The 12,925-nt window shown below is 66.9% G+C and carries 13 protein-coding genes; 1 reads left to right on the forward strand and 12 read right to left on the reverse strand.

The features are described 5' to 3' along the window. Window positions 1–36: 36 nt before the first annotated feature. From GV068_RS21215 to GV068_RS21250, 8 genes are all read right to left on the reverse strand, one after another. Window positions 37–786, reverse strand: a complete 750-nt coding sequence (locus GV068_RS21215; protein ID WP_159702550.1) for a flagellar brake protein — start codon at window positions 784–786, stop codon at window positions 37–39. Continuing rightward, a complete protein-coding gene (locus GV068_RS21220; RefSeq protein ID WP_159702553.1) occupies window positions 779–1,159 on the reverse strand; it encodes an EscU/YscU/HrcU family type III secretion system export apparatus switch protein in 381 nt (126 codons plus the stop codon). Before GV068_RS21220 ends, GV068_RS21215 begins: the two co-directional genes overlap by 8 nt. Continuing rightward, the gene (locus GV068_RS21225) at window positions 1,152–2,291 is read right to left on the reverse strand and encodes a flagellar hook-length control protein FliK (RefSeq protein ID WP_159702556.1); all 1,140 of its coding nucleotides are present in this window, start codon (window positions 2,289–2,291) and stop codon (window positions 1,152–1,154) included. The genes GV068_RS21220 and GV068_RS21225 overlap by 8 nt, the downstream gene beginning before the upstream one ends. A 23-nt stretch (window positions 2,292–2,314) precedes the next feature. Further along, entirely contained in the window at window positions 2,315–2,644 is a 330-nt protein-coding gene (locus tag GV068_RS21230; RefSeq protein ID WP_229464395.1) for a flagellar protein FliT, read from the reverse strand. 5 nt (window positions 2,645–2,649) lie between these two features. After that, window positions 2,650–3,105: a flagellar export chaperone FliS gene (fliS, locus tag GV068_RS21235; RefSeq protein WP_159702559.1), complete on the reverse strand. Its 456-nt coding sequence runs from the start codon at window positions 3,103–3,105 to the stop codon at window positions 2,650–2,652. Between the two features lie 20 nt (window positions 3,106–3,125). Beyond that, window positions 3,126–5,780 (reverse strand): flagellar filament capping protein FliD, encoded by a 2,655-nt coding sequence (gene fliD / locus GV068_RS21240; RefSeq protein ID WP_159702562.1) that lies wholly within the window; start codon window positions 5,778–5,780, stop codon window positions 3,126–3,128. A gap of 181 nt (window positions 5,781–5,961) precedes the next feature. Then, window positions 5,962–6,321, reverse strand: a complete 360-nt coding sequence (locus GV068_RS21245; protein ID WP_159702565.1) for a flagellar protein FlaG — start codon at window positions 6,319–6,321, stop codon at window positions 5,962–5,964. A gap of 86 nt (window positions 6,322–6,407) precedes the next feature. Continuing rightward, entirely contained in the window at window positions 6,408–7,853 is a 1,446-nt protein-coding gene (locus tag GV068_RS21250; RefSeq protein WP_159702568.1) for a flagellin, read from the reverse strand. Between the two features lie 407 nt (window positions 7,854–8,260). On the opposite strand from GV068_RS21250, the gene GV068_RS21255 reads away from it, so the two are divergent. After that, window positions 8,261–8,509, forward strand: a complete 249-nt coding sequence (locus GV068_RS21255) for a hypothetical protein (protein WP_159702571.1) — start codon at window positions 8,261–8,263, stop codon at window positions 8,507–8,509. A 7-nt stretch (window positions 8,510–8,516) separates the two neighbouring features. Here GV068_RS21255 and GV068_RS21260 read toward each other — a convergent pair whose 3' ends face one another. The 4 genes from GV068_RS21260 to GV068_RS21275 all read right to left on the reverse strand — a co-directional run bounded on the left by GV068_RS21260 (window position 8,517) and on the right by GV068_RS21275 (window position 12,916). Then, window positions 8,517–10,088, reverse strand: a complete 1,572-nt coding sequence (locus GV068_RS21260) for a GGDEF domain-containing protein (protein ID WP_159702574.1) — start codon at window positions 10,086–10,088, stop codon at window positions 8,517–8,519. 115 nt (window positions 10,089–10,203) lie between these two features. Then, a complete protein-coding gene (locus tag GV068_RS21265; RefSeq protein ID WP_159702577.1) occupies window positions 10,204–10,851 on the reverse strand; it encodes a response regulator transcription factor in 648 nt (215 codons plus the stop codon). After that, window positions 10,848–12,308 carry an ATP-binding protein gene (locus GV068_RS21270; protein WP_229464397.1) on the reverse strand — a complete coding sequence of 487 codons (1,461 nt, stop codon included), beginning with the start codon at window positions 12,306–12,308 and terminating at the stop codon, window positions 10,848–10,850. Before GV068_RS21270 ends, GV068_RS21265 begins: the two co-directional genes overlap by 4 nt. Further along, window positions 12,305–12,916 carry a hypothetical protein gene (locus GV068_RS21275; RefSeq protein WP_201303330.1) on the reverse strand — a complete coding sequence of 204 codons (612 nt, stop codon included), beginning with the start codon at window positions 12,914–12,916 and terminating at the stop codon, window positions 12,305–12,307. The genes GV068_RS21270 and GV068_RS21275 overlap by 4 nt, the downstream gene beginning before the upstream one ends. Window positions 12,917–12,925 lie beyond the last annotated feature (9 nt).

Here is a 12,925-nt window from a genome sequence, read left to right on the forward strand (position 1 = left end):
CAGCAAAATTGCCAAGCGGTAAAGTTCGGCGATGGCTCAGGCGAGGCCGGCCAGGCGGGCGTTGCGTTCGCGTTCCAGCTTGGTGATATAGCGCTGCACGCCGGCCATGCCGCCGCGCGAAATGTCGATGAACTGCAGGCCGATGCGGCGGTTGGTCTTGTTGTTCAGCAGGGTCATGTCGAGCGAGTTGCGGATCTGCAGCGCGACCGTGACCGGGCCGATTTCGGGCAGCTCGATGCGGCAGTTGGGGATCGTTTCGCCGATCGTGGTGCTGAGCTGGAACTTGTTGTCGAGGATGGCGATGCCGCCGCAGCTGATGTCGTGCAGCGGGAAGACGGCGGTGCCGGCGCCCAGTTCGGGCGGCAGCGGGATGATCGCGCGCACCGGGTTCGAGACCGGGGTCTCCATGCGGTAGTACTCGCGGCGCTGCAGGCGGATCAGGCTGGGGGGAATGTCGGCGCGCAGCGCGCTATCGCCCTTGTACAGGGTGGGGCGCAGGTTCTCGGCCTTGAACAGGATGCGGATCTTGTCGAGCGAGGTCTCGCAGCGCACCGTGCCGGCGTCGATGATGCGCTCGTTCTGCATGCGCTCGATCGAGCGGTCCAGCACCATGCTGTTGGTATCCGGGTCGACTTCGAGGACGGTGGTGACGCAGACGTCGGCCTCGCCCTTGATCAGCATGCGCACCAGCTGGTGCTTCTCGCCGATCTGGCGCAACAGCGCCATGATCTCGCGGCGCGACTCCACCTCGTAGTCGTGCCAATTATCCAGGTCCTGATCATTCATTACTTGTACCAGCGTTTGCCGCGTCGTCCAGGTTGAGGTGGGGCGTCGGATCGGGCGGGGGCGGAAGCGGTTGCCCAAGCGGGGCCCCCTGCTTTTGAGCCGACTCAATATGATATAGCCAGGCCAACAGTTCCGCAATTGCGCGATACAGCGCGGGCGGAATTTCGCGGTCCAGGTCCACGCCCATCAGCAATTGCACCAAATCCTTGGATTCGTGCACGAAGACGCCGGCTTCCTTGGCGCGGCGCATGATTTGTTCGGCCACCAGGCCCTGGCCCTTGGCCACGACCTTGGGCGCGGCGTCACCGCTGCCATAGGCGATGGCGACGGCGCTCTGGCGCCGCGCCTGTGCGCCGTCCTTCGCTTCAGTCATGGGGAGAAGCGTCCGGGAGCGCGCGCACGTCGAAGCCGGCGAGCTGGGTGCCGGCAGCTTCCAGGGCGCCGGCCAGGCTGCCCATGTGACGGCGCAGCAGATCCGCGGTGTCCGTGCTGCCGGCCGCGAATTGCAGCTGCAGGCGCCCGTTGGAGAGTGTCAGGCGCGCGTCGAGCTCGCCCAGCTCGGGGAAGTGCAGGCGCAGGCGGCTGTGCCAGGAGGTCTCGGGCTCGCCCGCCTCCTCGTGGCCTTCGCGCGTGTCGCGCTGGACTTCCAGCTGCATCGGTTGGCCCGGCCACAGGTTGCCCTGCCAGGCGAGCTGCGCCTGCTCCTGGGTCGCCAGCTGCAGGTTGATGAACTGGGCGGTGGCCGGGTCCAGCGGCGACTGGCGCACGCCCTCGCGCGCCAGCTGCTGCTGCGGTTCGGCGTTCAGCTCGGCCAGAGGGCGCGCACCCTGGGCCCATTCGGCCACGTGCGATTCGTAGAACAGGCCGCTTTTGCCGATCGCCTGCTGCAGGCCGGCGGCGATGCTGGCGGCATCAAGGCCGGCCGCGGCCACGATCGGAGCGCGGCCGAGCGCCGCGGTCATCGGCACGTCCGCCTTCTGGGCGGCCGCGAGCACGCCGCCGATGGTCTTGCCGGCCTGGCTCAGGGTGGTGTTGTTGGCCTCCGCGCCGAGGGTCTGCGTTGCGGCGCCGGCGGCGGTCGCCTGCAGCAGCGCGCTGGCGCGCCCGACCGCGGCGCCGGCCTGGGGCGCGCTGCCTTCGCGCATGGCCAGCGGCGCCTTGCCCGGGTCTGCTCCCTTCGGCAGCGGCGGGCCGGCTTCGCTGAAGACGGGATTGGCGCCGGTCCCGACCTGGAAGGTGGGACGCGGGTTGACGGAAACCAGGGTCAGCGGCACGTCGGCGCCCACCTGGGCGCCTGCGGGCAGCTGCATGCGGGCGGGGATATTGGCGACCTTGACGACGAAGCTGCCGTCGGTCAGTTTGGCCAGGACTTCGCCGTGCAGCGCCTTGCCCAGCTGGGGGGCGAGGGCGCGCTGGAAGGCTTGCTGGCGCGGGTCATTGAGCTGCTCGACCGGCAGGACCGGCCCGGTGCGCACGACGGCGGCGACGAGCTCGCGCGGCAGCATGGCGGTGCGTCGGCTCCCGCGGCTTAGACGCCGTAGGCGCGCGCGACGCGGCGTTCGGTCGAGGTGTTGTTGATCAGGGCCGACAGGCGCGCCATCCACGGGGAGGTCAGGTCGCGGATCTGGCGGTCGGCGGCGAGCATGCGGCGGATCGCGTCCACCTTTTTCACGCGCTGGGCGCCGGCCAGGGCCTGCGGCTCGTGTTCCTTCAGCTGGCGCACGTGCAGCGCGCACTGCTGCTCGAGCTGGGCCAGGCGGTCCCAATCGTTGTCGTTGGCGGCGCGCAGCATCTGGTCGGTGATCACCGCCATCGTTTCGTACACGTCGACGATATCTTCGCTGGTCATCTGTGGCATGGTGTTCAGGCACTCATCAGGGTCGGGGCGCGCATCGGCGCGGGAGCGGCGGCGCTCTGGTCGGCGGCGGCCTGCGGATCGATCGCGTTCCAGGCGTCGCGCAGCTCGGACAGCAGGGAATGCGCTTCTTCCAGGATCGCCGGGTCGTTGCTCAGGTTGGCCTTGAGCAGGCGCGCGCTGATGTACTCGTACAGGGCGTCGAGGTTCTGGGCGATCTCGCCGCCGACCTTCTTGTCGAGGGCGGCGCGCAGGCCGTTGTCGATGATGTTGATGGCCTTCGAGATGGCGGCGCCCTTGGCGGCGACGTTCCCGGCCTTCATGTTGCTGATGCCGCTCAGGATCGACACCATCGCGCCGTCGTACAGCATGACGATCAGTTTGTGCGGGGAGGCGCTAGCGACGCCGGTCTCGAGACCGACTTTCGCATAGGCGCCGACGCCGCGTTGCATGGTTCCAAACATCGTGTTCTCCAGGTGGTTGCTTAGCCTGCGTTCGCGGTGAGCGCCGCAAGCTGCTGGGTCAGGTAGGCCGAGGTCGACTGCATCGACATCAGGGCAGTGTCGAGCGCCGTGAACTGGGCCCGGTAACGTTTTTCGATCGACTCCAGGCGCGTCTCGAAACGGTCGCGCGCGGTCGAAATGGATTTCAGGGTGACGTTCAGGCCGTCGGTCTTGCTGGTCAGGAGGCTGTCCTTGCCGGTGAAGCCGGCCGCCAGGTTGGTCAGCTCGAAGGCGAAGCCCTTGGAGAAGCTGACATTGCCGCGTTCGCCGGTGGCGCCGCCGGTGATCGAGATCTGGATGCCTTCCGCCGGCGAACCGGCGGCCGCGGTCAGCGACTGGCCATTGCCGGTGGCGGCCACGCCGCCGATCGTGCCGACCACGTTCGCGCCCTTGGCCTGGGCGCCGCCGAACAGCTGGGCCGGGTCGTAGCCGCCAATGTGGCTGATCTGGATGTTCGAGGCCTCGCCGTACTTGCTCGAAGAAATCGAGATGCGGCCATCGTCCTCGACCTTGGTCTCGACCGTGTCGCCGGCGCCGGAGAAGGTGGTGTTGCCGTTGATCGCCGCGCGCAGCATGGCGGCCAGCTGGACATTGGTATAGGTGCCGGCCGTCAGCTTGATCTCCTGGATCTTGCTTTCGGTGACCGGGTCGGTCTGGTTCAGCGTCACGCGCCAGGTGGTGTTCGCGGGAATCGTCGCCGTTCCCACCAGCGGGGAGGCGCTGGTGAGCGTGCCCTGGGTGGCCAGGTCGCTGATGTAGACGGCGTAGTTGCCCGGCTTGGTCGCGGCGCTCGACTTGTCGAACTTGATCTGGCCGTCGGTGGTCGAGCCCATCGCGGCGAACAGGCCGCCGATCTCGGCGAAATTCTCGGTGACGGCCTTGTTCAGCTTGCCGGTATCGACGCCCAGGCTGCCGTCCTTCTGGAAGGTGATGCCGACCTGGCTGAGGGTGGTCAGCTTGCCGCCCAGGCCTTCGACCGAGGCGCCCAGCTGGCGCCGCAGCTGGCTCTGGATCGAGCGCACCGAGGCGTCGCCCTGCAGCACGCCGGCGGTCTTGGTCTCGGCGTTGTAGCCGGCCAGGCTCGAGATCGTCTTGTTCAGGTCGTTGTAGGCCTTGACGAAGTTGTTGACCGCGCTCGAGACCGCGGCGGTGTCGCGCGTCACGTTCAGGGTGGTGCTGCCCAGGCCGGTGACGTCCAGCGACACGCCCTGCACCGCCTCGGTGACGGTGGTGCTGGTGCTGCGGATGTCGATCCCGTTCATGTTGATCAGGGTGTCCTGGGCCGCGCTGGTCTGGGTCAGGCCCTGCACGCCGCCCGGGTCGTGGCCGAGCAGGGCGGCGATTGCCGGGTCCGCCGCCTGGCCGTCGACGCCGTCGACACTGATCTTCATCGAGGACTTTTCGCCGGTCTTGTTCGAGGTCAGCACCAGGTGGTAGGGGTTGGTGCCGCCGTCCGACACGATGGTCGCGGTGACGCCGATGTTGGCCTTGTTGATGGCGTCGCGGATGCCCTGCAGCGACTGGTCGCCGGCATCCAGGGTCACGACGCCGCTGGCCTGCGAGCCGTCCTGGCTGAAGCTGGCGCCCCCCAGGTAGCTGCCGGCGCTGCCGGCGCTGAAGCCGGCGGCGGCCGGATTGGTGCCGCCGATCAGGATCTGGTTGCCGTCGCGCGAGGCCAGGGTGAGGCCGGCGGTGCTGGTGGCGCTGGTGCCGGTATTGTCCACGCCGTCACCCTTGGTGCCGCCCTGCACGGTGCCGGTGCCGCCGATGACTTCGGCGACCGTCAGGTTGGAGCCGTCGGCCGCGGTGAACTGCAGCGTGCCGAGGTCTGCGCGGCCGGTGAAGCTGATGTTGGCTGCCGTTAGGGCCGCGCCGACGGTGCCGCCGGCCAGGGCCGTGTCGATGTCGGTCGCATCGAGCGAGGCGCCGGTGCCGGCCTGCGACACGATCTGCACGCCGCCCACGGTGAGCGCGTAGCTGGAGCTGGAGTCGGTAGTGACGGCGCCGAAGCCGGCGAACAGGTTGGCGGCGCTGGTGGCGGCGCTGGCCTTGGCGGTGACGCCCGTGGTTTCGCTCTTGGCATTGATCGCTTCGGCCAGCTGGGCCGCGCTGCGGGTGGCGGCGCTGGTGGTGATCGCGGTGCCGTTGATGGTGAGCGAGCCGTTGCTGATGCCGCCGGTGGCGGTCGACGCGGCCAGGGTGCTGCCGGCCACGCCGAAGCTGCCGCCGCTGATGCTGCCGAACTGGAAGGTCAGGGTGGTTTTCGCGGTGCCGCCGATGGTGGCCGACATGCTGGCGCGGCCGCTGGTGGTCAGGCTCTGGGCCGAGGCCAGCTGGCTGACGTTGATCTTGTACTTGCCGGCCACCGCGCCTGCGCCGGCGCTGCCGGTGAGCACGTCCTTGTCGCCGGAACTGGCGTTCAGGGCGCTGAAGGTTGCGGGAGAATTCAGCGAGGTGAGGGCGCCCTGGAAGGAGCCGACCGCGGCGCTGACCTTGGACAGGGCAGCCATGCGCTGCTGCAGCGCAGACGCCTTCTTGTCGAAGTTGGCCAGTGGCGCCGACTCGGCAGCCATCAGCTTGCTGATGAGACCGTCTACGTCGAGCCCGGAACCGATGCCGGATGAACTGATGCCCACTTTGTTTCTCCCGTGAAAGCGATAATGTAAGTCATTATCGACAGAAGCAAACCGGACTTAAGAGTGGGAAATGTGTCCCAATTCAAATAGTTGAGAATAGATTGTCAGGCGCGCAAGTATGCCGCGCGCTTCCCTGGCAGGAAGCGCGCCCTGGCCCGACTGGCAGCGGCAGCGGTGTGGCTCAGGCCGTCTGGCTGATCAGGAGACCGCGCATCTTGTCGAGCGACTTGGCAATCTCGAGCGCTTCGACGGAAGGGATCTGGCGGACCACTTCGCGCGTGTTCTGGTCGATGATCTTGACCACGATGTCCTTGCTGTCCTCGTCGATCGCGAATTCCAGGCTCTGCGACGAGGCGCGCATGCCGTCGTTGATCTTCTTGACGGCATCGCCGACCTGTTCGCGCGAGGGCGCGGCGGCGGCTTCGGCTTCGCGGCCTTCGACGGCCTTGGCGGCGACGGCAGCCTTGACGGGCCCTGCTGCCGGCTGATCGGGCGCCACGAGCGGCGCTGCCACGGGTGAACCAAGCGATTGGATGTTCATGTGACTCCCTAGCGAAAAATCCTCGGCTGAATTTCTTCAGCCGAGGATGGGTTACTGCACGGATGGACTTGTTAGTCCGTCAATCATTAGCCACGCAGGAGCGACAGGACACCGTTCGGCAGCGAGTTCGCCTGGGCCAGCATCGAGGTACCAGCCTGCTGCAGGATCTGACCGCGGGTCATTTTCGCGGTTTCAGCAGCGAAGTCGGTGTCGACGATGCGGCTACGCGATGCCGACAGGTTCTCGGTCGACGACGACAGGTTCGAGATCGCCGATTCGAAACGCGACTGCAGTGCACCGTATTCGGCGCGCTTGCTGTTGACCGATGCCAGTGCTGCGTCGGCAATCTTGATCGCCATCTGGGCGTTGTCGAAGGTGGTGACGTCCAGATTCGCAACCGACTTCAGATCCGACGCTTTGGTCAGGCCCATGTTCGAGCCGGTATCGACGGCCGAGAAGCCTTGCTCCGAGTCGAGGTTCACGCGGCCGATCGCGGTCGAGCTGCCACCGACAGCCACCGAGGCCGACTGCAGGGTGCCGTCCGCGGCGAAGTTGCCGACGTTCACGGCAGCGCCCGAGCTGGCGTCGTTGTCGATCTTGATGTTGGCGCCGCTGGTGTTGGTCAGCTTGATGCCGCCGTTGTCATAGGCAGCGGTCACGCCCGTCTTGGCCGATTGTGCGTTGAAGGCGCTGATGGCGGCGGCGTAGCCGTCGGCATCCTGGTTGGCGCCGACCTTGAACGAGATGGTCACCGGATCGCTGGTAGCGTTGTCCGACGCCAGCTTGATGGTCACCGACGAGTTGGCGGCGGCGCTGACCTTGGCTTCGGTCTTGGCGGTGGCGCTCACGCCGGTGTTGGCGCTTTCGGCGTTGATCGCTGCTGCGACGCCCTTGGCGCTGGTGGCGCTGCCGCTGCCGACGCTGATCTGCTTCGAACCCTGGTAGCCGTTGATGGTGATGGTACCGGCGCTGATGGCGGCGGTCGACGATGCCGACGGGGCGCCCGACACGGCGTTGTTGTTGCCGTAGGTCGAGGTGGTGAAGTTCGCGCCGCCCATCGAGATCAGCTGGCCTGCATTGGCGCCGACCTGGAAGTTGGCGGTGCCCATGGTGCCGTCCATCAGCTTCTGGCCGTTGAATTCGGTGGTGTTGGCGATACGGTTCAGTTCCGAGGTCAGCTGGGTGACTTCAGTCTGCAGGGCTTTGCGGTCGCTGGCCGAGTTCGACGAGTTCGACGACTGCACTGCCAGTTCGCGGACACGCTGCAGGATGTCGCCAGAGCTCGACAGGGCGCCTTCCGCGGTTTGGGCCATCGACACGCCGTCGTTCGCGTTGCGGGTCGCCTGGGTCATGCCCTTGATCTGCGCGTTCATACGGTCCGAGATGGCCAGACCGGCTGCGTCGTCCTTCGCGCTGTTGATACGCAGGCCCGAGGACAGGCGCTGGATCGAGGTGTTCAGGGAGGATTGCGAGGTCGACAGGTTACGCTGCGAGTTCAGGGATGCAACGTTGGTATTGATTACGGATGCCATGGTATTTCTCCAGACTTTATTTCGGGGTGGGCCGCTGTGCCCTGTTCACTTTGGTGCGCCACCCTGTTCCGTGACGATCACACCGCTGTTGTTGCTGGTAACGTGCTCCACGGCAAAAACTTGATGCTCAGCACTGAAAATAATTCTGCGGTTTTCTGCTCAAGTTCCCTCTGGCGACGCGTTTAGACGACAGCGAAAACGGGAACTTTAGGGCGAAAAAACATTTATTTTTTTCCTCAAGGTGGAGCCGGACAGGCTGGAAAAGGGGAGGAAGCTTGTCAATTTGCTCACCCGGCAGGAATAATTTGGCGGGAAACGCGCGCCAGCGCCAATCGGATGCTAGGATTTTGACAAGCTCTGCCGTACTGACGAGCTCCCAGCAATCCTTGTCCGGAGAGAATCACAACATGAAGATGATCGCAGCAGCATGCTTTGCCCTGGCGCTCGCAGGATGCGCCACCCAGGAGGTGGGCCCTGGCCCGACCGAGCAGGAACTGGTCGCCAGTGCCGGCAATACCGCCGGCCAAGATGGCCACCAGATGACCGGCAGCCGCATCAAGGACCGCACGTCGACCGACCGCATGCTCAAGGCGGTCGGCGCCCAGGGTGCGAAGGATGAGATGGCGAACGCGCCGCGTCCGCTGTCCTCTCAGTAGTCAAGCGCTAGTCGGACACCACCACGCGGTTCTTGCCGCTCTGCTTGGCCTGGTACATGGCGCGGTCGGCCCGCGCCACCAGGCTGGCCTGGTCCTCGTTCGGCAGGCGCAGGGCTACGCCGCAGGAGAAGGTGATCAGCATCTTCTCGTTGTCGTGCATGAAGAAATGGCGGGTCAGCTCGCGCTGCACCCGCACCATCGCCGCGGCCGCCGCTTCCACCGCGGTTTCCGGCATCAGGATCACGAATTCCTCGCCGCCGAAGCGGGCGATCACATCCATCGAGCGCAGGGTGTCGCGCACCACCTTCACCAGGTGCTTCAGGGCGCCGTCGCCGGCCAGGTGGCCGTAGGTATCGTTCAGCTTCTTGAAATTGTCGAGGTCGAGGATGGCCACGCACAGCGGCGTGTTGCGGCGGTCGGCGCGCGCGCTCTCGCGCTCGAACACGTCGTCCAGGCCGCGCCGGTTCAGGCTGCCGGTGAGCTGGTCTTCGCGCACCAGCTCGCTCATGTGCTGCAGCTCCGCCTCCAGCATGCGGATGCGGTCCTCGGCTTCCTGCACTTCCTTGTGCACCGCCACCATGCGGTCGCGCGAGGCCAGCGCCTCTTCCTGGGCGGCGCGCATCTCGCGCAGCACTTCGTCCATGACTTCGTTCAGCTCGTTGATGTCGCCGGCGCGCCCGATGCGCTCCGAGTAGCCGGCCAGGCGCGCATGGTGGTCCCCGGTCGAGGCCGCCACCGAGCCGAGCCGGTCGATGAAGGTCATCATCATGTTCTTCATGGTGGCGCGCACGTCCGAGATGCTGTGGCGCAGCCGGCCCTGCTTGAGGATCACGTCCTTCAGGCTGCGCGTCGCGTCTTCCAGGGCGCGCGCGTCGAGCGGACCGGCGATCAGGTCCTGCACCGCGGCGATCTGGCCGCGCATCCAGCTGTCGTCGTCGAGCAGCTCGGTGACATTGTCGAGCAGGAGGCGGAACAGACGCAGCAGCAGTTCGCGCTCCTCGGCCGTGTCGCCGCTGCGCAGTTCGATCTGGTAGCACAGCTGCTTCAGGCGGGCCGACAGATCGCCCAGCTCGGCCTCGCCGCGCGCCAGTTTCACCGCGCCGCCCAGCGCTTCGGCCTCCTGTACCAGGGCCGGGCTGCCGGCCAGCAAAGTGGCCAGCGCAAAGGCCAGCGAACGGTTCAGCATCTCGCGCAGGTGGCGCGCGTCGGGATCCTCGTCGCCCAGCGCCATCACCGGGGTGTTGCGGCGCAGGTGGCGGTCGGCCACCTGGGTCAAGGCCTGGGCATAGCCGGTCCAGTCGCTCACTTTCACGGCGCGCAGCATGCGGCGGCCGTAGTCGGACACTTCGCCCGGGGTATCGGCCAGCTTGCGCGCGAAGCTTTCCAGCAGCTCGGCCGCGGGACCGCTGCCGGTGTCGAGAGGGGCAGGGGGCGCGGGCGGCACGCCGGCGATCTCGTCGTAGATGGCGCGGTAGGCATCCGGCGTAGGCGCGATACGGCGTGTCGCGAGGCGGCGGAAGGCTTCTCGGGCGATATCGGCGGGATTCTGGCCGGTGGCGGGCGGGGGCGAGATGGACATGGCGTGTAATGACAGGAATTGCTGTTTAGCGTAATGATAAGCAGCTTTCTTGCCAACCATCAATTAAAAAACAGAAACAAACCGTTTCAGCCGCGCATCTGCAACAGTTGCGGGTTCAGCCCACCAGCTGGTTGCGGATCGCGTAATGGGTCAGCTCGGCGCTATTCTTGAGTTTCATTTTTACCAAGAGGCGGGCGCGGTATTCGCTCACCGTCTTCACCGACAGCGACAATTCGCGCGCAATGTCGCTGACCGACATGCCGGAGGCGATCATCGTCAGTGTCTGGTATTCGCGGTCGGACAGACTGTCGTGCGGCGGCGCCTCGTGGTCTTCGCCGACCTGGGCGGCGAGCGTCTGGGCAAGCGCGGCGCTGACGTATTTCTGGCCACCCGCCACCTGGCGGATCGCCGTGACCAGCTCGCGCGGCGCGCTCTGCTTGGTCATGTAGCCGGCCGCGCCGGCTTTCAGCGAGCGAATCGCGTACTGGTCTTCGCGGTGCATCGACAGCATCAGCACGGCCAGCTCCGGCCGGTCCTTCTTGATCTGCTTGAGCACCTCGATGCCGTTGCGGTCGGGCAGGGAGATGTCGAGCAGCATCACGTGAGGCTTGGCCTTGCCGACCAGCTTCACGGCATCGAGCCCGGTCTCGGCCTCGCCGGCGACGATGATGTCGCGCTGCTCGGCGAGGATCTGCTTCAGGCCCTCGCGGACGATCGCGTGGTCGTCGGCGATGAATACACGAATTGTTGCCTTGTCACTCATTCCTTGGATGTCTCGGTGCGTTGCGGTGTTGCCAGCCTGATTTTGATAGTCACCATCGTGCCACCTCCGGGCGCGGACGACAAGCTCAGCGTGCCGCCCAGCGCCTTGGCGCGCTCGCTCATGCCGCGCAGGCCGAAGGAATGGGGCTTGAGGCGGTCGGCTGGCTGGATGCCGCGGCCGTTGTCGCAGATATCCAGGCTGAGGTGGCCGCGCTGGCGCCGCAGCAGCACCGTGACCCGGGTGGCGCCGGCGTGCTTGGCGATGTTGGTGAGCGCTTCCTGGAAAATGCGGAACAGGGCGGTGGCGTGGTCGTCGTCGAGCAGGATGTCCTCGTCCGGGCCGCGGAACACGCAGGCGATCCCCATCTGCTTCTCGAATTCGCGCGCCTGCCATTCGAGCGCGGCGACGATGCCCAGGTCCAGCATGGTCGGGCGCAGGTCGAGCGAGATGCGGTGCACCGCCTCGATGGTACGGTCGACCAGGTCGTCCAGGTAATTTGCCTTTTCCAGCAGCGCCGGCTGGCTGTCGGGCAGGCGCGCGGCCAGCATCGCCAGCGCCATCTTGATGGCGGTGAGGTTGCCGCCCAGGTCGTCGTGGATTTCACGCGCGATGCGGGCCCGTTCCTGTTCCTTCACCTGCTCGATGTGGTCGGTCAGCTCGGCCAGGCGGGCGCGCGAGCGCAGCACTTCCTGCTGCTCCTGCTTGCTGGCACTGATGTTGCTCATGATGCCATCCCACTGCACCGCGCCGCCGTCCACCAGGTGCGGGGTGGCGCGCAGGTTGATCCACTTGACGTCCTTCCAGGCGTCGATCCAGATCCGTCCCTCCCAGTTCCAGCCCGACATTGCGGCGCGCGAGGCCTGCATCGATTCCAGGTAGCCCTTGCGGTCGTCAAGCAGGATCAGGCGCTCGAATAGGCTGGCGTCGTGCTGCAGTTCCAGCACGGACAGGCCCAGCAGGGCCGAGCAGCCGTCGCTCAGCCAGGGGAAGTCGGCGCGCCCGTCCGGATGCAGCACGAACTGGTAGACCAGGCCGGGCGTGTTGCGGACGATGGCGTCGAAGCGCGCCTGCGACTGGGCCAGGGCCCGAGCCGAGGCCTGCTCGAGGCTGAGGTCGTCGGCGATCGCCAGCAGCAGGGCGCGGTCGTCGCGCACGATGCGCAGGAAACACAGGCGCACCGGGTAGCTGCTGCCGTCAAGCCGGCGCAAATGCGTGCGCAGGCCGACCTGGGCGCCGATCTCGTCGCCCAGGCCCGTCAATAGCTCGGCCAGGGCGGCGCGCTCCAGGCCCGGCGCCAGGGTATACATATCGGTGCCCCCCAGCGCCCCGGCGTCCATGCCGAGGTTCAGGCGCGCGGCCTGGTTGGCGTCGACCACCGCCAGGGTCTCGGCGTCGAGCAGGTAGATTTCCGATGCGGCCGCCTGCATCTCGGCGGCCAGGGAGGGGAGTGGGCTCATGGCAGTTCGGTTTCTGTTTTTTCTTGTCGCCGCGCCGCTTCGCGCGCCTTGACGCGGTTCTTGAAACGGCGCAGCACGCGCATCAGGTGGCTGGGCTGGCGTCCGGCCCGGCGCAGCACGCGGCGCAGGCCGCGCCGCGTATTCGAGACGGCGGCGCGTACCTGGCGCCAGAAGTGGCTGGCGCGCAGGGCCGCCAGCAGGCGGTCTTTCAGGCGCAGGAAGCCCCCGTGCCAGCGCGCGAACCAGCCCAGGGTGAGCAGGGTGGGCAGGGTCAGCACATAGATGCGCGCCACCACCGCCGCGCCGCCCAGCTTGGCCACGACGAAGCCGGCCACGCCGGCCAGCGCGTGGCCGTGGGCGATCGCGAGCAGGGCCAGCAGCTTCACCGGCAGCAGTAATAATCCGGGCAGCACGAAGGCGCAAAGGGCGGCCCAGGCTGGCAATCGTCGGATGCCGGCTTCCAGCCAGCGCAGCGGCGGCCAGGCGCCCATGCGGGCTGCGGCGCGGCTGCCCACATCCCAGGTCCAGGCTTCGACGAGTAGGATCAGCGCCGCCAGGGTCACCAGCGGCGCCAGAAGCCGGGAGCGTGCTTGTTTCGCTCGTTTCATGGTGTGCAT

Source organism: Massilia sp. 9I (assembly GCF_902506415.1).
In the GTDB taxonomy this organism is placed as follows: domain Bacteria; phylum Pseudomonadota; class Gammaproteobacteria; order Burkholderiales; family Burkholderiaceae_D; genus Telluria.